This is a genomic window from Paenibacillus sp. N22P23, assembly GCF_059383735.1.
On the sequence record NZ_JBXENT010000005.1, the window covers coordinates 143270 to 161809 of the forward strand.

Genomic DNA, 18540 nt, shown 5'->3' on the forward strand with positions numbered 1-18540 from the left:
GGCAGCTTTCGTTTAGTAAGACTATTCTTGAATATAAGAGCAGATATAATCCGTTACGGTTGCCACTTGAAGTTTGAATTTCGCATTTGCCGGAACCGTAAACTCGCCTTCGCCGGAGATGCTGATCCATTCGGAATCGCCTGGCAGCAGCACTTTCAAATCGCCTGCCACGATTTCCATAATTTCCTTCACATCTGTGCCGAATTCATACTCGCCTGGCATCATGATACCGAGCGTTTTCTTCGTTCCATCCGCGAACAGTACGGTGCGGCTTGTTACTTTACCATCGAAGTATACATTAGCTTTCTTGACGATTGAAACATTCTCGAATTGAGACATTCGGCATTAGCTCCTTTGTGGTATAAGCATGAATGATGATTGGGAAAGCAAAGCAGGGCTAACAGCTAAATGATATGGCTATCAGCCCCGCATTTCATACAGAAATGACTACAGCAGACCTTTTACTTTGCTTACAACATTCTCAACAGTGAAGCCGTACTCTGCAATTACGCGGTCGCCTTTTGCGGAAGCACCGAATGTATCGATCCCCAGTACCGCACCGCCATCGCCCACATAACGCTCCCAACCGAATGGTGAACCCATTTCGATGGCAAGACGTGCTTTAACACCAGGAAGTATTACGGATTCTTTGTAAGCCTTAGGCTGACGCTCGAACAAGTCGAAGCTTGGCATGCTGATGACACGAACTTGAATGCCTTCTGCTGCAAGAGCTTTCTGAGCTGCAACTGCAAGCTGTACTTCGGAACCGGTAGCGATAAGCTGAGCTTGAGGGTTGCCGTCAGCCGCTTCGGAAACGACATATGCGCCTTTCGCGATGCCTTCGCGAGCTTGCTCGTTAGTACCTTCAAGCACCGGCAGGTTCTGACGAGTCAGAACGAGTGCAACCGGTTGGTCTGCTTTGGATAGCGCATAAGCCCAAGCTGCCGAAGTTTCGTTCGCATCCGCCGGACGCAATACGGTCAGCTGTGGAATGATACGCAGGGAAGCCAATTGCTCGATCGGCTCATGTGTAGGTCCGTCTTCGCCAACTGCAATACTGTCATGCGTCAGAACATAAACAACAGGCTGTTTCATCAGCGCGGACAGACGCACTGCCGGACGCAGATAATCCGTGAATACGAAGAACGTGGCGCCGAATGCTTTAACGCCGCCATGCAGGCTCATCCCGTTAATTGCCGCTGCCATTGCAAACTCACGTACGCCGAAGTAAACGTTGCGGCCTTCATAGCTGCCCGGTTTGAATACAGGCAAACCTTTCAGGTGAGTCATTGTGGAGCTTTCCAAGTCAGCGGAGCCGCCTAGCAGGTTTGGAACATTCTTAGCTAATCCGTTAAGTGCATTACCGGAAGCTACACGAGTCGAAAGCGCTTTGTCTGCAGGCGTGTAAGCAGGCAGATCTTGGTCCCAGCCCTCAGGCAGGTTGCCGCTGATTGCTGTTTCGAATTGTGCCGCCAGCTCAGGATGAGCTGCTTTATAAGTAGCATACATGGCATCCCATGCTGCATTTGCTTTCTCACCGTTTGCTTTCACTTCTGCAAAATGTGCTGCAACTTCTGCCGGCACGTGGAATGCGTCATTCTCCCAGCCGTAGAATTGCTTAGTCAGGACAGTCTCGTCAGCACCAAGCGGGCTGCCGTGTGTACCCAAATGACCGCCTTTGCCGCCTTTGTTCGGGCTGCCGTAGCCGATTGTCGTTTTCACTTCGATCAGCGTCGGTTTGCTTGTATCTACTTGTGCAGCAGCTACTGCTTTAGCCAGCGCGTTCAGATCGTTGCCGTCTTCTACGCGAAGCACTTGCCAGCCGTATGCTTCGAAGCGCCCTTGTACGTTCTCGGAGAACGAAAGGTTCAGCTCGCCATCCAGCGAGATATCGTTTGAATCGTATAGTACGACTAGTTTGCCAAGCTTCAGGTGAGCTGCGAGCGAAGCTGCTTCGCTTGCAACGCCTTCCATCAAGTCGCCGTCGCCGCAAATTGCAAATGTATAGTGGTCAACCACGTTAAGATCTTGTTTATTATAAGTTGCGCCAAGATGAGCTTCAGCCATAGCCATACCAACTGCCATTGCAATCCCTTGTCCAAGTGGACCGGTTGTTGCATCTACGCCGGCAGTGTGGCCGAACTCTGGGTGACCTGGTGTCTTGGAGCCCCATTGACGGAAGTTTTGCAGTTCTTCGATAGGAAGATCATAACCTGTCAGGTGCAGCAGGCTGTAAAGCAGCATGGAACCATGACCTGCGGAAAGTACGAAACGATCGCGGTTGATCCATGTTGGGTTGGACGGATTGTGGTTCATTGTTTTCGCAAACAATTGATACCCCATCGGAGCCGCTCCCATAGGCATGCCCGGGTGGCCGGAATTTGCTTTCTCAATCGAATCGATCGCGAGTGTGCGGATCGTGTCAATGGAAAGCTGGTCGATGGACTTCTGTGTTACTGTCATTACGTAAACTCCTCCTAAATCCGAATAGACTTGCATCGAAGCGGCTGTCGCCATCCTTGGGAGGCGCGGCACGTTTCCAGTAGTACTCTCTCTGTAATTCACTTTGGCGGTTTTCCCGCACTGGCTTTGAAATATTGTACCATTACCACTGCGCCTTTTCCATCCTTAATGCGTTAGTGCGCTAAAAATCGACAAGAAAATGGCGCGTTCGCGCGGAGAGTCCCGCGCAAACACGCCATTGATGTCAGCTAATGCTGACGATTATTCGATTAATTGAATACGACGGTCTTGTTCTTGTGTACAAGAATCCGGTCTTCGACATGCCACTTCACCGCACGCGCAAGTACAACACGTTCAATCGTACGTCCGATGCGCTTTAAGTTGTCTACTTCATCACGATGGCTGACGCGCTGCACATCCTGCTCGATGATCGGTCCGCCGTCGAGCTCTTCCGTGACATAGTGCGCTGTAGCACCGATGATTTTGACGCCTCGCGTATACGCTTGAGCATACGGTTTGCCGCCTACGAAAGCCGGTAAGAAGGAATGATGGATGTTAATAATCCGATTCGGGAACTGCTCGATGAACTTCGGCGAAATAATTTGCATATACCGCGCAAGCACGATCAGATCTGCTTTATCCGAGACAAACTCAAGCTGTTTCTTCTCTGCTTCGGCTTTCGTTTCTGCCGTAACAGGAATGTGGTGGAACGGAATACCGAACGATTCGACGAGTGCCTTCATGTCCGGATGGTTGCTGATGACCATGGCAATATCCGCTTCCAGATCGCCTGCTTGCCATTGCCACAGAAGCTCCAGCAAGCAGTGATCCTCTTTGGAGACGAAGATGGCCAAACGTTTCTTGCGGCTCGCACGGAACGTATGCCATTTCATCTCGAAACGATCCGCCACGCGCGCAAAATCTTCCTGGAGCACCGGAAGCTCGGTGTCCAGGTCGCTCAGGTCAAATTCAAAACGAATAAAGAACATGCCGCCGCCAGGATCCATGGAATACTGGTCGGACTGCACGATATTCGCGCCATGCTCGTACAAGAAGTGCGAGACAGCCGCTACAATTCCGGGCCGATCCGGACAAGAAATGAGCATTGTCGCACGATTGCGCTTATCCGGGCGCTGCGAGGACGGTCCGGGCTGATAGATGTTTTGCATAATAGACAAGTCTTCCTTCCGTCAACAAGTAGAGTAGCTGTAGGTCATCTTATGCATTCACAAGCAGCGTTTTGCCCGCGAACCAAGCCGTAATCCGCTGATTGATGGCTTCTTCCGAAAGCTCTGGCAAAATGCGATGCTCGGCTACAAGGTCGTACAAACGATCCATCGGCTCGCGCGGATCGGCTTTCTTCGCTTTCGCATCGTTCTTCAGTACATCCCACACGGACAGCACGTAGCCGCGGTGGTTGATGTCTTGTTTATTGAAGAAATGGTGCAGACGCTCCACGTCCTCCAAAAACTCACTGCCGAAACGCGTATGTGCATCGCCGCGAAGCAAAGCAATTTCTGCTTCGTACATCGGACGCTGCGTTTTGTCTTCTTGGCCAATCCATGGTGTCTCAAGGATGAACGGACGTCCTTTAAGCCCTTCATGATGCACGATATTGCGGATAGCATCATGACCGATCCAGCCTGCGCCGATTGGCGCATGACGGTCTTTACCCGCTCCGCGCGGATTTTTACTGTCATTGACATGGACCACTGCGACACGGTTAAGGCCGACAATACGGTCAAACTCCGTCAATACGCCGTCAATATCATCGACGATGTCATAACCGGCATCGTGCATATGGCATGTATCCATACAAACCGTCAAACGGTCATTGGCAGCAACTTTATCTATGATGGCGGCAAGCTCATCGAAGCTGCGGCCGATTTCAGTACCTTTGCCCGCCATTGTTTCAAGGGCGATATTCACGTTCGTTTCTTTCGTGCCATTCAGCACTTCGTTCAAACCTTCTGCGATTCGAGCAATCCCATACTCTGCATCCTTATCCGTGAAAGCACCTGGATGTAGTACGATATTGCGTACGCCGATCGCGTCTGTACGGCGAATTTCTTCCTGCAGAAAGCGAACCGCCAGTTCAAACGTATCGTCCTTGTAAGAGCCAAGATTAACGATGTATGGGGCATGAACGACGATCTCGTCAATTCCCGCCTTGCCCATTGCGTCTCTGCCATCTGGAATATATAAATCTTCAATCGGTTTACGCCGTGTATTCTGCGGTGCTCCGGTGTAAATCATGAATGTACTCGATCCGTAGGATACGGCCTCATTCGCTGCGGTTAGCAGCCCTTTATCGGAAAATGAAACGTGGGATCCGATTTTTAACATGGACTCATTCGCTCCTTTCGTTACTAGGCACGGACTGCTGTGCGTCCGTTTCCTCGCAAACGCTTGTCCTTCCTATTTTACAAGGAATGATCAAATAAATCTAGGCTGTAAGATTCGGAAGAACCACATAGATGTGCCCTATCGTGACAGAAGTGCCGTGTCGGTTGCGGGAGATGGACGACATCGCTTATAATGGAAACAATTTGTTACGCATACTTTGCATATCTGAGCTCGCTCGAGGTGAATAATCGAATGGCACCAAATTGGTTTATGTATTTCATAGTTTTTTGGGCAATTGTGATGATTGTCTTTATGTCAATCGGCGGCTATTTTATGTTTCGTAAATTTCTTAAAGTGCTCCCGATGCGGGATGGCAAATCGAAGCTCGATTGGCAGAACTATTGGGTAGAGCGCAGCCGCGGCATGTGGCCTGAGGATTCCAAGAGTTTTCTTGATCAGTTGGTCTCTCCTGTACCAAGTGCATTCAGGGACATTGCCAGACATTCCATTGCAGCCAAAATCGCCCAAGTAGCAGTTGAAGGCGGTGCAACGGAAGTTTCGCGCAACCACTGCATCGAAGGTTATATTCGGGCAACGCCTAAGCGCGATTACCGCAGCTTGATCTCGTTTCTGGAGAAGGAGCAAATTGACTATACCGCCTATACACATTTACTCAATAAATAAGCCGCCCGCTTGGGCGGCTTTTGCAGTATTATTGAGGAAATTAGGTACTGAGTGGAGTTTATGGGAGGTCTCTGTATGAAGGTAGCGGTTACCGGAGGAACGGGATATGTTGGGGCAATGCTTGTTGAAGCGCTGCTGCAGCGGGGAGATGAAGTATGGATTATCTCCAGATCTGAGAAACAGCTAAGCAGGAACCCGAAGCTGCATACGATTACTTGGTCCAAGCTTGCTGAATCTCCTGTAAAGCTGGAAGGAATCGACGCAATCGTCAATCTGGCAGGGGAAACCATCAGTCGCCGCTGGAACGCGGAAGGCAAGTCCGCTATCTTGCAATCGAGGTTGAATGCAGCACGTGCGATCGGCAAAGTTGTAGAAGCCCTTCAGCGTAAGCCCTCCGTTGTTGTAAATGCATCGGGCATTTCCATCTACGGTACGGATGGCAGTAAAGTAAGCGATGAGTCGAGCCCTGCTCACATAACCGATTTTCTCGCATCCGTCGTAGAGAAATGGGAAGCCGCTGCAGATCGCATACCGGTCAAGCGGCTTGTGAAACTGCGGATCGGACTAGTTCTTGGCATGAAAGGCGGCGCCTTTCCAAAGATGCTGCTGCCTTACCGGCTGATGGCTGGCGGAAGAATAGGAAGCGGCAAACAGTGGATCCCCTGGATTCATGAAGATGATATGATTCGACTGATTCTGTTCTGCCTCGATGAGCCGAATATACAGGGACCCGTCAATGCATGCGCACCAGAACCGGTAACGAATGATGAGTTTGGAAGAGCAATCGGCAAGGCAATGAAGAGGCCGCATTGGTTTCCTGTACCGGCCTTCTTGCTCCGAGCCATCCTCGGCGAATTGTCCTTCCTTGTGCTCGAAGGCTCTAGGGCGGTCCCTCGCAAATCGATGGAGCTGGGATTCGAATTCCGTTATGATACCGTACGAGATGCGTTACGTCAGTTAATTGTCGGGAAGTAACAGGTTCCTTTGGGCTGCTCTTCAACCTGCTTGACGTGCGGGATTGGAGGGCAAACCCGATCGGAATGTATAGATCGGTCCTAGATCGCCAGCCAGCTGAATCGTATCGTTATCGCTCAGCGGATAGAATTTGTATGGAATCATAACAACTCCGTTAAGGGTACTTCCATTTCGAGAGCCCATATCTTTCACCGACCAGTTGTCCTGCTTCATGTGTAATTCAAGATGCGCTCTGGAAATACCGGATGACACATCCACATGGTCCACTCCTTCACTTGCTCGGCCGATAACAAACTGGTTCTGTTCCAGTCTAACGATTACCGCCGACCCTCCTTCTACCGTGCGTTCGAGACACGGCCCCCTCTTGTTCGCTTCGTTTATCGCCTCGGCACTCTGGCCCAGTAATACGGTTGCATCGCTTGGCGATGCTTCGAGAGAAGCTGTCTTCCCGATGTGTGGTGCAGTTGTGTATGGAATTCCGCTTGGCTTAATTGCGGATTGAACATCTTCCTCGATGAATTCTTCTCGGTATGACCTTCTAACGTGGATGGGCATGGAATTAGGTACAAAACCATCCTCGGCCGACCATCCCTGTCTCACGTCCCAGCCATCGCCCTCTTCTTCCTTCCTCGTGCCAGAGCTCATCCTTCGATTCACGATTAGAACTGCCGCTGCTGTCATGAGCGTCAAACCGGTGCAAATAAGCAGACTGGTTTGAGAGGGAGACGGCAAATAGAGAAAGCGCCAAATGACTGCCGTGACAATAAGCCCGCCTGCTCCCAGCATCCAGCCTTTCTTTATTGAAGAAGTTGATTGCTTATGGACAGGCAATTCCGTTAGCGGAAGCTCAATTCCGCCTTGATGGCGTTCACTTCCCCCTTCCCTTAGAGATGCACCAGGACTTCTATGCGGTATAGACTCGTTCTTCAGTATGAACGAAGATGGAGTAGAGAATGGTGAAACAGCATTGTCCGACCTTAAGGATTGGTCAATGGATGCACCGGCAGGCTGCTCAATCAATGACTCTCTGTACTCACTTCCAAGAAGGGAAAGCAGTGTCCGCCTAAGCTGCCCCCATGCCACGTGCTCGCCTCTTAAATTCTGAAATATTTGCTGTAAACCTGCTCCGTCAGGCTCCACTATATATCCAACCCAGCGAATAGCCATAGCCAGCACTGCTTCACCTGCTGAGGAAACGATGCTTGTATCTCGAAGCGGCACGTACACAAGCTCGGCATCCTCCCAGTTATCACCGCAATAGATGTACTCCTCATGAAGCAGAAAGCCGTCTTCTCGCAGCATGTATTGTTTACAGTCATCCAGTACCTCTACGACAGCAAGCAGCAATGCATAGAATTGAACCATTGTCAGCTGCTGCGTTTGCATCCGATGCAGCAAGATTCGTTTGCCATTAATGAGGTATCGGAACGTCAGCTTCCCATCGATATCTACCCATTCCACGGGGAGCAATTTGGGAATAACCTGGCTTTGCAGCATCTTGAGTTCGATTTGATCCAGCTGCTCCCTTGAAATGCCGGATTCCAAATCAACGATCATTTCAAGTCCACGCTTCATCGTAAAATCGACCTTTAATTCTTTAAACACCATCAACGATCCACTCCTTTCTAGCCATACAGCGGCCATTCACGTATGAAACAGCAAGCCGTAATGGCTCCGGGCACAACTGCGACCATAAACGGAAAACGTAAACCATCCTTCTTCAGCGTCATGAAGCCATCTGAATGCAGATTTCGATTAGAAGCAAACAGCGAAACTGCAAGTACCATCATCCGCTTTGCAAAGGCTTGATTCATCACCAAGACTACGATTCCAAACAGCCCCCCGTACAAAATGGAATACATAAGGACTTGCAAAGTAAAGGTAGCACCGACCAGCGCACCGAGTGCTCCGAACAGCTTCACATCCCCCGCTCCAATGCCCTTCAGCATATACAAGGCAAGCAGTGGAAGCACTCCCCCTATTACACCAATTAACGAGAAAACCCCTCCACTCATGCCATTGCTGCTCAAATGATAAATCAGTCCAGCTCCGAAGAAAGTTAAAGTCAACTTGTTCGGTATGCGCATCGCACGTACATCACAGACGAGAGCAATTCCAAGCAGCAATGCTGCCAAAACGAGATCGATATGAGCCATCATTCGGAGCCTCCGTCCCACTCTAGTGTGCAGTTCTCTTCTCCACTACAAAATGTCTGGCTGCACGCGTTGAACCTTCACTTGCCGTAACGATAAGCTCCCACACACCTGGAGTGGTATTACCAGAGACGAGCCAAGTCCATTCCGCTAATCCCTTTTCATCTGTATAGGTATCGCCCAGGTGCTTGGCCACGCTATGACCACTTTTGTAAATGACTTGGATGGACAGCTTTCTGCCCGGACTCGTCTGAACGACAACTCGCGCACGGCGTCCGGGATTAACCGGTGAGGGTTCAAGAAGTACAATTTGAATAGGAGCTTCATCGGATTGTGCAGACTCTTGATCCTGAGGAGCTGGAATCGAATCGCTTACCCAGACCCGTTCCTCAGCACGTTCCTTCAGTACAATCGATTTCTTCGTAAACGGAAATCCAAGCTTGAACTCATACTCCGCCTCGATGAGAAGTGAAACCTCCGACTTATCCTTCAAATCAGGAAGCGAGAGTTTGCTGAGATGCAATTGCTCCGGATCGAGTACAGATTTATCGGCTTCTTGGCGAAGCAGCGGTTCGATAATGCCCCTTCCCGCTTCTGTTGCTGCTGCATCCACTACTGGCTTCCAATCCCCCTGCAATGCCGATGAAAGCAATAGTCCGGCCGGAGCTGGAAGCCAATTCTCCAGCTTCCCAGCAATGAAATCGACTCCCGGTAACGGATTCAATACCGGTATACTTGTTTCTGCCTGCGGCTCTGCAGCCGCTGCGCTCAGCTTCTGCAGAGCTAAGTCGACTGGGTGGATATTCGCCGCAGCCAGCCTTACCGTTTGCGAAACTGTTCCGTGAAGCGCCATCTGCACCGTATTTAGCCGAATCAAACAAATAAAGAAAATGACGACCATAAGCACGATCGGCAGTATTAACGCCGCTTCTAATGTGATGCTTCCTGTTTCGCCACTCCTTCTACCCGTACGACCAGCCAATGGTATGCGTCGCTTCATATCGATTGCCCTTAACCTTTCCGTTCAGAATATCTGTGCGAGTAAAGCTCTTCATGAGCCCGGGCAAAAACCATAATTTCACGGAAGAAGTCAGCTCTCCCGTCAAGCCAGTGGAAACACTTGATAATGACACTCCGCCTAAGTTACGTTCGATGACAGCGATCATGCGCGCCGTCTTGGCTTCGCTGCTGCCATGCAAAATTAGGAAAACTCTCAAATAATCCAAGTAACTTAATTCCACAGGAACATACTTGGAAAGCTCCACTTTCCCTTGCTGCGAGATCGTCGTCATATCGACAAGCGATTTCTCCAGCCCGTATAGAACAGCAGCAGAAAGCACCAATAATGGATGACCAAGCCCTTTGGATGCAATAAATCCTTCCATCGTTCGAATCGCAAGCCTAGCAGCGAACAGTTCACCGTATGCGGCAGCCACATTCGCAGCGGGCTCATGAAAACCATACAAAATATACTCGACCTCCTGATGCTCGATAGCGAGCGCGGAAGAGAAGGCTTGATTATTCGTCTGCCCCTCTCCAGGAGAAGAGGAGAACAACTTCGGATCAAACGAATGGAAACGATGAACGATATATTCATTCACATAGAGCGGATCTCGGATCCCTTCAAGAACATCCGCCATTCCGCTGAAGATCGTCCCCATGGAGGTCATCGATATCCTTGCCTTTTCACCGGCGTCCACGTCTGCGTCAACGGTTAGGCCATCTTCTTGTAGCTGTGATCCTGCAGCTTCATTGAATTTCAAGTTCGCTTCCATCCGCTTCTTCACTTCACGATAAGCCTCTCGGTGGACCTCCTGATTCGGAGAAGACGTCATCGATTGCAGCTGCTGCTTTACTTGCCCCCATTTGGACTCGGCGGCCGCTTCATTCGACTTTCGTTCTTGATCGCTGGATTGCCGACTCTCCATCTCCGTCTGTCTGTTAAGGATGACCGTGCCCGGTTGAATATAGCGATCCCCATAGTTGTTGTAAGCACGCTCGAGCTTCTGATAAGACTCATTCAATAATCCGGACCTCCCAATTCCCCCAACTGCACTGGATACGGATTGACGGAATAAAGCGGCCACAGCGTCTAACTGCTGAATATCTGCTGTTTGCTGACTCAGTTCTTTCTCATAAGTCTCAAACCAAGCTTGTTTCAGCACGAGTCCATCCGCGGCATCACGTGATTCTCGCAAAGGCGACAGATCACCCTTTTGAAAGGATCCGGATTGCTGCGCTGTGAGCTTCTGCTGATTCATCCGGTCATATCCATCAGCAGTTGCTTCTTCGCTCATCCGCTTAACCGCATCTTCCATGGCCCTATTCAAACTTTCTGCTTCTTGAAGCAAAATCACTGCCTTTCGCTCCGATTCACGCTGCCGAATGAACTCATCATCCAGCGCCGCCATAATTGAATTAACTTCATTACTCGCATAGCTCCGATAGAAATTAATCGCATCTGCACGAAGAGGGGGCAATTCCTCCATCGTGCGTATCGTATCTTCTCTGATCCACTGCTCATAGGAGGCGTAGCTGCTCACAATGTCATGAGCCGCTCCGGTAATCCGTGATCCCACTGCGTTCTTGACACTGGCAGCGGATTGTTTCTGAATGGTGATCACTTCCTGCAGCCGCTTCTCCCGTTCATCGTAAAGCTGACGAAGCCGCTCCAGCAATTCCACCGACATCGATGCTTCCTTCATTGCCGAGGCCATTGGTGCAAACTTCGAGGCTACCTCTAATGTAAAATCGATCGGCGCTTTATATTTCATTTCCTCCAGCACCTGCCGGCTAAAAACATGATGATTGCCTAGTGACTCATAGCTATCCACATGCGATGCTTCCGTTCTTCCGTCAAGGAGTCTGAATCCACCTTCATCAGAAGTCCAGTTATGCGACACAGCTTGTGCGAACAATTCACCACGATCAGACCCGCCTGTACCAAATAGTCCATATTGCTCGTATAACGCCTCATCATAGGCAGATAATGCGGAACGGATGCCAGATTGTGCAGCGAGCCTGCTCTGTTTCTCAAAAGCCGCAATTCGTGCAAAATCGATGAGCAGCGCTGTGAACAGCAGTATGGCTGCCGTCGAAACGATCAAGTAAATCGAAACAGCACCGTCACTGTTCCTCCAGAAGAATGTCCGTTTAGAGGCATCGGGCCGACTTGTATCATTCAATCGGTGCATTTCATCTGCCTCCTACTGCGCCTGATCCTGAAGAGACTGCCTATTACGCAGCACTTCACGGGCTTGTTCCTTGCCTCGCTCGGACTGTCCGGCGAACCTTCCTGCGTAATATCGGACGATATCCACATTCCTAATGAGCTCAACGGGGTCAACAATGACGGCATCCGTTACAGCCTTAGGCTCCGAATGACCAAGCATCGCTTCCAGAGGAGGAATCGATAACGGCTGACGGAGCTTCACTTCAATTCGCTTCATCCAGACACCGTCAACCATCATGATCCCTCCCAGTGGCTGTCGAACGCTGACTGCCGCATTTCGCATTTTCGTAAGGGGAAGTGAATTACTGGTAGTGCTATCATCTTCATAAGAAGTGTTCACTGAGGTATCACCAATCGGAAAACTCAAGTTGCTCTGACGGCTGCCTTCCCATCCAAACAACGATTGCAAAGCCCCATTATCTGTAAGACGCCAATATAATCCATCATACTTTCCAGTCACGCCCATGCCGCTGACAGCATCTCTGGCACTGTTATCCCAGCGGAAAGCAGTTCTCTCTGCCGTTTGTGATGCAACTGTATACAGGACGACTTTCTGGTAGGTATACATGCCAAGCATCAGAAGTGTGATGAGTGCAGCGAAAATCATTGGAAACACCATACTTGCTTCAAGTGTAAAGCTTCCTTCCTCTTGCGACGCCAGCGCACGCCACCTAGCAAGCCTAGTTGAAAATTTCGTTCGCTTTATCATCCGCATCGCCCATCAATTTCTCCATCAGCGCAATAATCCAATCCTTGAAAAGCAGTGCCAATATAATGACTACGGCAATGATCAGTACGATCTCAAGCGTACCGAGTCCCTCCTCATCACTCCAAAATGTATGTAGTTCGTTCTTCATGTTTTTCATATATTCAACCGCTCCTCTATAAGTAGTAGTTAACCGCGCATCATTAAGATCGCGGGTGAGGCGACAAGCACCATTAGCACCATAAAGATACCGACAAGCGGAAACACAAGCTTCGAGGAAGCTTCTTCCCCTCTTGCACGGGCTACAGATTTACGTTTCTCCCATAAGGTATAAGAGAGCTCCTTCAAAGAAAGTACAAGCTGGTCACCGCCGCGGCGATAATTCAGCAGCAGCGTTGTCGTAAAAAGCGACACCTCTTGAACACCGCAGCGCCTGCTCAGCGTCTCCATTGCCCCAGTAAAGGACTCGCCGTTACGCACGGCTTCGTTCACTTTGCGAAGCTCGATGAACAGAGGAGTACCGCTCTTCTCATCCTTCCGTTCACTTGCTCGCACTAATGCGCGCTGCAGCGTCTCTCCCGCTCCAAGCAATAGCATCAGTTTGCTGATTACCTCAGGCAGAAGCAGGAGGATATCCTGCTTGCGGCGCTCCACTTTAGCGGCGGTATCCCGCCATTTGGCAGCGGGCAGAAGGACGCCAAGCAGCATGCCTATATACAGCAGCGCCTGCTCCTTGCTGAGTACACTAAGCCACGCTCCCGCGCCTGCTGCCGCATAACCTGTCCCGATAGACAGAGCAACGAAACCGTTTGTGGCATCGACCGTCCAACTCCGCCCATTAAGAATGAACAGCCTGCTGTGCAAGCTTGCGAGAAATGGCTGAATTCGGTTTAGCACCCCGCTTTGCTCCAACAAATAACGAAAGGGGAGCGTCAATAATCGTTCTGCAGTGCCCTCCACCTGGCTTCTTTTGTCATGTCTTCCGCATCGCAGCAAAGCATAGCCCCATATTGCTGTAAGCAAAGACCCCATAATAATGGATAGCAGCAAGCTGCCAACCTCCTCCAACAATTACATGCGGATGTTCATAATTCTCGTCAGCAGCATAAAGCAAAGTCCTAGAAGAATAAGTGCTGCTGTCAGTATGACGTAGCCAATCCCACTGTACAAAGGTGCCATGTAGTCTGGCGCAGTTAAACTAAGGAAAGCGAGGAATACAAACGGAACTGCCATCATGATTCGAGTTTCCAATCGTTTCTGCGCTACCATAACGGCAATTTCCTGCTGCACATCCAGCTTCTCACCGATCATTTGCGAGGTACGTCTAATCACTTCAATTAAATCGCCTCCGGATCGTTTGCAGGTTGTAAAGACATCGGCAAACTGCGAAATATCATCGATTTGTGCGCGCTGGCTGAAGTCGATCAACCCCTGTTCAAGCGATTCCCCATAGCCCATTCTTGCCGACAGAATTTCAAATTCGACTAGAATCTCAGTCTTCGGATTCGGGTAGAGCAATCTTAGATCCTCGAGTGCAGTTACGAAGGCATTCTCTACCGAACGCCCTGCGGCTAGTGAAGATGCGATGGAGTAGAGTGCTTCTTTAAACTGAATAGCAAGCCTTAATCTCCGCTGCTCCAGCAAAGCCATCCTGTGAATACGCGGTGCCATGATGCCCGCTGAGGACAGCACAAGCGCAGCAATAACAGAACGATAAAACAAGAACGCAGCAGCAAAGACCAGTAGACCGCCAACAAACGCAGCTATACCGAATTGTCTTCTTGTCAATCGGTACTCCCAGTAACAAGGCAGCTCTCCTGCTTCTGCGCCTGTACCTACTTCTGATGCCGCACTTGTCCATCCAAGCCAAAGCTTCCACTCGGTAGGGGCACTCTTCAAGCACCTTCACCTTCCGACAATTGAGCTTCAGTCATTCCCGCCATTTGCAGCTTCCACGTCCTCTGCAACTTATTGTTCTCACAGCGCCTTAATGCACCGAGTACTCGACCTTCTCGCTCACCTTCTTCTTGAAACCGGTAAAGGGATTGGAGCACTACCTCACCTGCTTGTACACCGATTACCTCTGTTATCTCGATGACACGCCTCGAACGATCACGTAAGCGGGATAAATGTACGATAATATCAATGGCCGATCCGATTTGCTGCCTAATGACGGCAATTGGCAAATCGGCTCCGCTCAATGCCATCGTTTCCAAACGAGCAATCATATCGCGGGCACTGTTACTATGTCCGGTGGATAAGCTCCCATCATGTCCGGTGTTCATTGCAGCCAGCATATCGATGGCTTCACCACCTCGAACCTCTCCCACAACGATACGATTGGGCCTCATTCTCAGCGAGGCTCGAATCAGCTCACGCATGGCAATCGCCCCCTTCCCTTCGGTGTTCGCATTACGCGTCTCCAGCGAGACTAAATTAGGAACTGAGTGGATTTGCAGCTCGGCAGCATCTTCAATGGTTACAATCCGTTCATCCTCGGGAATGAACTGGGTAAGCGCATTAAGGAAGGTTGTTTTGCCCGATCCTGTTCCACCGCTGATGAAAATGTTGTACTTGGCCTTCACAAGCTTGCCAAGCATAGCGGCAACCTCAGGAGTGAGCGCCCCGCAATCGATCAGATCATCCATCAGCATCGGCTGCTCAGGAAATTTTCGGATTGTCATGGTCGGTCCTTTCAAAGCAACCGGCGGCAGTACGATATGTACCCTCGAACCATCCTTCAACCTGGCATCGACAATCGGCGTAGATTCATTCACTACGCGGTTAACACCGGCTACTACGGATTGAATCAAGTCCTCCAACCGTTCTTTACTTTCAAAAGCAATCGGCATTCTCGACAATTGTCCCGCACGCTCCACGAACAGTTCCTTATGAGAGTTGATCATTATCTCCGTAACGGCCGGGTCATCCATCAACGGCTGAATGAGATCCAAGCCGCGGAAAGAATGAAACAATCTTCGAACGAGTTGAATTTTCTCACCTGCAGTAATCGGATGGTCCATACACCACCGAAATACTTCTCGTTCAATTCGCGAACCGAACTCCTCATCTGACATTGCACTTCCCAGCTCAAGCTGGTTGCGAATTCGATCCTTGAGCAGTTGAACTGTTTCTTCGTTCAGAGGCAAAGGTTTCACCTCCCGGCTGCAGCTCGCCAAGTTTGCCGAGCAGTGTTTCAATGGCTCCGCGATATTGCGGAGCATCGAACCATCCCGCGGCAGTACCTTGTTGTCCGTAAGCCGCCCATTCTTTCACAAAAGGAACAGAGGCTGTAATCGACAATGAAGCCATCTTGCCGCTATGCCATTCCGATTCAGGACTGCCGAATGGTTTCAACTGAACAAATCGGAATTTCGGCTTCAACTTCATAAAGGAAGGACCACTCTTCTGCTCACCATATTGCGCAGCTAACTCAATCTTGCGCAGGCTGCTCGGGTCAGTAGACAGAAGCCATAGCACATGGCGGCTTGCATGGAAAACACCGAAGTGTACGGCATCCAATCTACTATCCAAATCAACCACAATCATGTCGTATTCCGCAGTTCCCTTGATGGCACCAAGCAGTCTCTCTGCTTGCTCAGCCGTAAGGGACAATCGCTCCTCCGCGTTCTCACACGGTACGATAAAGTCAATGCCAAGCCACGGATGCCGCTTGCGCAGTGCAATAATTTGCGCAGAAGCTTTATCAGGAGCTGCTTGCAGTGTGTACAGCAAATTCGAGAAATCTTCCCGCCCATCCCTGCCGTCCCAAAGCGGTGCGGCATTCCACTGCTCCAAATTCAAATAAAAGACGCGAGCGCCGCAAGCGGCAGACTGCCTTGCGAGCTGCAGCGCAAGCGTGGTCTTCCCAATTCCACCGGCCGGGGAATACACCGAGATGATGCTTGTCCCACCCGCAGATTCAGCATCCCCCTCATCCATCAGCTTCACTGTATGATGCTCAGACGAGGCATATAATGCCGCGAACGACTGCAGCAGCTGCGGCAGTGGCTGATATTGCAGCACTTGATGCATATGCTGCGATTGTCCGAGATGGCCCACAAGCGCTGCACATAACACGCTCTCGGCCAACTCACCGAGTTCATCCAATAAGCTCGGTTGTGCGATGAGAAGATCAACGGCATATCCTCCGCGCATATAGCTGCGAAGCGCTGCCGGATTCGTAAAGGCAGTTAACTGCCAGCCTGCTCCGAAGGAGCTTTGACGAATATAGTCACCAAGTCGTTCGATATAACTCGATTCTTGCACAGCAACAATCAGATTTCGCTTGCTCATACTGATCCATTTCACACTCCTTTAGGCATCCTGAAAAATAAAAAAGGACGCAAAAAAGCACCATAACAACGCAGATCATTCTTCTGCGCGTTACGGTGCTTCCGTAGCGTCCTCTTACAATTGACCATAATTTACCACATTTTTCGCATTGGAGTCAACCCGCATTTGTGTAATTTGCGAAATCGACTTCCTTAAATTTGTAGTTGCTTATCTTTTGTAAGTACACTATACTTATGTAAGTTAGATGTGGAAAGTTAGTTACTTATTTTTACATCCATTCCAATTGAAGAGGGAGATACCTAAAATGAGCCAACACAATACAGCAGCAGTACAATCCGCCGAGCAAGTTATGCGCGAGCGTCATTCCGTACGTCAATACAAAAGAGATGTAGTTATTCCAGAAGCAACGTTGAACGAGATTCTTGAGCTGGCAGCAACTGCGCCATCCTCTTGGAACCTGCAGCAATGGCGTTTCCTCGTCATTCAAGACCAAGCTCAGAAAGATCTTGTCCGTCCGATTGCATACGGTCAACAACAAGTATCTGACGCTTCAGCTGTTGTTGTTATTCTTGGTGACTTGCAAGCGCAAATTACAGGCCGCGAAATCTTTGACGGCATGCTTGCAGCTGGCCATGTAACGCAAGAGATCCGTGACAATATGGTTAATCAAATCGAAGGCGCTTATTCATTCGAACAAGTTGCACGCGACGAAGCTAACAAGAATGCAGGTCTTGGCGCTATGCAGCTAATGCTCGCAGCTAAAGCGAAAGGTTACGACACTGTCGCAATGGGCGGCTTTGACAAAGTGAAGCTCGTTGAAGCATTGAATATCCCGGCCCGTTACATCCCGGTTATGATGATTGCAATCGGTGAGGCAGCTGCACCAGGTCGTCCGACGCCTCGTTTGCCGCTTAGCAAACTGGTTATCAACGAATCCTTCTAATCCATACCCCACACAAATCATACCGAGCACTAAATAACGAAAGCCCTCCGTTCTCTCTAAACGAGAAACGCGAGGGCTTTCTTAGTGTTCCAAGTTTCTATTTCACTGCTCCCGGCGATGCTAGTGGATCGAATGTTCATCCTGCGCCACAGCCGTTCCGCCAAATAATTGAACCGGCTGCGCAGCATGATCTCGGTCAAAGAACAACCCAATTTCACGCGCAGCACTGGCATCAGAATCCGAACCATGTACGATATTGCCCGAAATATCCATCCCGAAATCGCCCCGAATCGTCCCAGGTCCAGCTTCCACTGGATTTGTCTTGCCAATGATCGCACGCGCATTCTCAACCGCATGAGGGCCTTGCCAAATCATGGCGCACACCGGTCCGGACGTCAAATAATCAACCAATTCGCCGAAGAACGGCTTTGACTTCAGCTCCCCATAATGGGTCTCAGCGAGGTTCCGGTCAATCCTGCGCAGCGATATCGCGGCTAGCTCGAAGCCCTTCTGCTCGAAGCGCGTAATAATTGGGCCGATCAGCCCTCGCTTCACACCATCCGGTTTAACCATCACAAACGTCTGCTCTACCTGCATACTCCTCAAACTCCTTCCATAAGCGGACCATTCCAATTCCTGATCCAGTGACAGAAAAACGGCGCCGTCACCTAATAAGGCCGCACCGTTCTCTATCCATCAGTATTCCACTTTATGTCAGGTTTTATCCCTATGTCTCACAATC

The 18540-nt window shown here is 50.0% G+C and carries 18 protein-coding genes; 3 read left to right on the top strand and 15 right to left on the bottom strand.

All coding sequences use genetic code 11. The annotated features are described in order from the left end of the window. Positions 1–21: 21 nt before the first annotated feature. From ppnP to AC506A_RS20940, 4 genes are all read right to left on the bottom strand, one after another. On the bottom strand, positions 22–339 hold the full coding sequence (gene ppnP / locus AC506A_RS20925) for a pyrimidine/purine nucleoside phosphorylase (RefSeq protein WP_495462952.1): 318 nt from the start codon (positions 337–339) through the stop codon (positions 22–24). Positions 340–447: 108 nt separating this feature from the next. Beyond that, complete coding sequence (tkt, locus tag AC506A_RS20930) at positions 448–2463, bottom strand: transketolase (RefSeq protein WP_495462953.1); 2016 nt, start codon at positions 2461–2463, stop codon at positions 448–450. Positions 2464–2732: 269 nt separating this feature from the next. After that, entirely contained in the window at positions 2733–3632 is a 900-nt protein-coding gene (gene purU, locus AC506A_RS20935) for a formyltetrahydrofolate deformylase (protein WP_495462954.1), read from the bottom strand. A gap of 49 nt (positions 3633–3681) precedes the next feature. Further along, positions 3682–4809 carry a deoxyribonuclease IV gene (locus AC506A_RS20940; RefSeq protein WP_495462955.1) on the bottom strand — a complete coding sequence of 376 codons (1128 nt, stop codon included), beginning with the start codon at positions 4807–4809 and terminating at the stop codon, positions 3682–3684. Positions 4810–5061: 252 nt separating this feature from the next. On the opposite strand from AC506A_RS20940, the gene AC506A_RS20945 reads away from it, so the two are divergent. Then, entirely contained in the window at positions 5062–5493 is a 432-nt protein-coding gene (locus tag AC506A_RS20945; protein WP_495462956.1) for a DUF2621 family protein, read from the top strand. A gap of 75 nt (positions 5494–5568) precedes the next feature. Beyond that, the gene (locus AC506A_RS20950) at positions 5569–6468 is read left to right on the top strand and encodes a TIGR01777 family oxidoreductase (protein ID WP_495462957.1); all 900 of its coding nucleotides are present in this window, start codon (positions 5569–5571) and stop codon (positions 6466–6468) included. 21 nt (positions 6469–6489) lie between these two features. On the opposite strand, the gene AC506A_RS20955 is transcribed toward AC506A_RS20950, so the two are convergent. From AC506A_RS20955 to AC506A_RS21000, 10 genes are read right to left on the bottom strand one after another with little or no spacing between them, the layout of a single operon-like run. Then, positions 6490–8076 (bottom strand): DUF6382 and FHA domain-containing protein, encoded by a 1587-nt coding sequence (locus AC506A_RS20955; RefSeq protein ID WP_495462958.1) that lies wholly within the window; start codon positions 8074–8076, stop codon positions 6490–6492. 17 nt (positions 8077–8093) lie between these two features. Continuing rightward, on the bottom strand, positions 8094–8627 hold the full coding sequence (locus AC506A_RS20960; RefSeq protein ID WP_495462959.1) for an A24 family peptidase: 534 nt from the start codon (positions 8625–8627) through the stop codon (positions 8094–8096). Positions 8628–8646: 19 nt separating this feature from the next. After that, the gene (locus AC506A_RS20965; RefSeq protein ID WP_495462960.1) at positions 8647–9621 is read right to left on the bottom strand and encodes a TadE/TadG family type IV pilus assembly protein; all 975 of its coding nucleotides are present in this window, start codon (positions 9619–9621) and stop codon (positions 8647–8649) included. Continuing rightward, the gene (locus tag AC506A_RS20970) at positions 9584–11815 is read right to left on the bottom strand and encodes a hypothetical protein (RefSeq protein ID WP_495462961.1); all 2232 of its coding nucleotides are present in this window, start codon (positions 11813–11815) and stop codon (positions 9584–9586) included. The genes AC506A_RS20965 and AC506A_RS20970 overlap by 38 nt, the downstream gene beginning before the upstream one ends. Positions 11816–11827: 12 nt before the next feature. Continuing rightward, positions 11828–12568: a TadE family protein gene (locus AC506A_RS20975; RefSeq protein WP_495462962.1), complete on the bottom strand. Its 741-nt coding sequence runs from the start codon at positions 12566–12568 to the stop codon at positions 11828–11830. After that, the gene (locus AC506A_RS20980; RefSeq protein ID WP_495462963.1) at positions 12534–12719 is read right to left on the bottom strand and encodes a Flp1 family type IVb pilin; all 186 of its coding nucleotides are present in this window, start codon (positions 12717–12719) and stop codon (positions 12534–12536) included. Before AC506A_RS20980 ends, AC506A_RS20975 begins: the two co-directional genes overlap by 35 nt. A gap of 29 nt (positions 12720–12748) precedes the next feature. Continuing rightward, positions 12749–13609 (bottom strand): type II secretion system F family protein, encoded by an 861-nt coding sequence (locus AC506A_RS20985; RefSeq protein WP_495462964.1) that lies wholly within the window; start codon positions 13607–13609, stop codon positions 12749–12751. 21 nt (positions 13610–13630) lie between these two features. Continuing rightward, positions 13631–14458 (bottom strand): type II secretion system F family protein, encoded by an 828-nt coding sequence (locus AC506A_RS20990; protein ID WP_495462965.1) that lies wholly within the window; start codon positions 14456–14458, stop codon positions 13631–13633. Then, on the bottom strand, positions 14455–15702 hold the full coding sequence (locus AC506A_RS20995) for a TadA family conjugal transfer-associated ATPase (RefSeq protein WP_495463117.1): 1248 nt from the start codon (positions 15700–15702) through the stop codon (positions 14455–14457). Before AC506A_RS20995 ends, AC506A_RS20990 begins: the two co-directional genes overlap by 4 nt. Continuing rightward, positions 15650–16870, bottom strand: a complete 1221-nt coding sequence (locus AC506A_RS21000) for a P-loop NTPase family protein (protein ID WP_495462966.1) — start codon at positions 16868–16870, stop codon at positions 15650–15652. Before AC506A_RS21000 ends, AC506A_RS20995 begins: the two co-directional genes overlap by 53 nt. Positions 16871–17159: 289 nt before the next feature. Here AC506A_RS21000 and AC506A_RS21005 point away from each other — a divergent pair, with 289 nt between their 5' ends. Next, positions 17160–17798 carry a nitroreductase family protein gene (locus tag AC506A_RS21005; RefSeq protein WP_495462967.1) on the top strand — a complete coding sequence of 213 codons (639 nt, stop codon included), beginning with the start codon at positions 17160–17162 and terminating at the stop codon, positions 17796–17798. A 120-nt stretch (positions 17799–17918) separates the two neighbouring features. On the opposite strand, the gene ndk is transcribed toward AC506A_RS21005, so the two are convergent. Beyond that, entirely contained in the window at positions 17919–18395 is a 477-nt protein-coding gene (gene ndk, locus AC506A_RS21010; protein ID WP_495462968.1) for a nucleoside-diphosphate kinase, read from the bottom strand. Positions 18396–18540: the final 145 nt, after the last annotated feature.

Coding starts and splice junctions, on each gene's coding strand:
- AC506A_RS20975 (WP_495462962.1), bottom strand. CDS start 12,568: ATGCGGATGATAAAGCGAACGAAATTTTCAACTAGGCTTGCTAGGTGG.
- AC506A_RS20980 (WP_495462963.1), bottom strand. CDS start 12,719: ATGAAAAACATGAAGAACGAACTACATACATTTTGGAGTGATGAGGAG.
- AC506A_RS20940 (WP_495462955.1), bottom strand. CDS start 4,809: ATGTTAAAAATCGGATCCCACGTTTCATTTTCCGATAAAGGGCTGCTA.
- tkt (WP_495462953.1), bottom strand. CDS start 2,463: ATGACAGTAACACAGAAGTCCATCGACCAGCTTTCCATTGACACGATC.
- AC506A_RS20955 (WP_495462958.1), bottom strand. CDS start 8,076: ATGGTGTTTAAAGAATTAAAGGTCGATTTTACGATGAAGCGTGGACTT.
- ndk (WP_495462968.1), bottom strand. CDS start 18,395: ATGCAGGTAGAGCAGACGTTTGTGATGGTTAAACCGGATGGTGTGAAG.
- AC506A_RS21005 (WP_495462967.1), top strand. CDS start 17,160: ATGAGCCAACACAATACAGCAGCAGTACAATCCGCCGAGCAAGTTATG.
- AC506A_RS20970 (WP_495462961.1), bottom strand. CDS start 11,815: ATGCACCGATTGAATGATACAAGTCGGCCCGATGCCTCTAAACGGACA.
- AC506A_RS20960 (WP_495462959.1), bottom strand. CDS start 8,627: ATGATGGCTCATATCGATCTCGTTTTGGCAGCATTGCTGCTTGGAATT.
- ppnP (WP_495462952.1), bottom strand. CDS start 339: ATGTCTCAATTCGAGAATGTTTCAATCGTCAAGAAAGCTAATGTATAC.
- AC506A_RS20965 (WP_495462960.1), bottom strand. CDS start 9,621: ATGAAGCGACGCATACCATTGGCTGGTCGTACGGGTAGAAGGAGTGGC.
- AC506A_RS20950 (WP_495462957.1), top strand. CDS start 5,569: ATGAAGGTAGCGGTTACCGGAGGAACGGGATATGTTGGGGCAATGCTT.
- AC506A_RS20945 (WP_495462956.1), top strand. CDS start 5,062: ATGGCACCAAATTGGTTTATGTATTTCATAGTTTTTTGGGCAATTGTG.
- purU (WP_495462954.1), bottom strand. CDS start 3,632: ATGCAAAACATCTATCAGCCCGGACCGTCCTCGCAGCGCCCGGATAAG.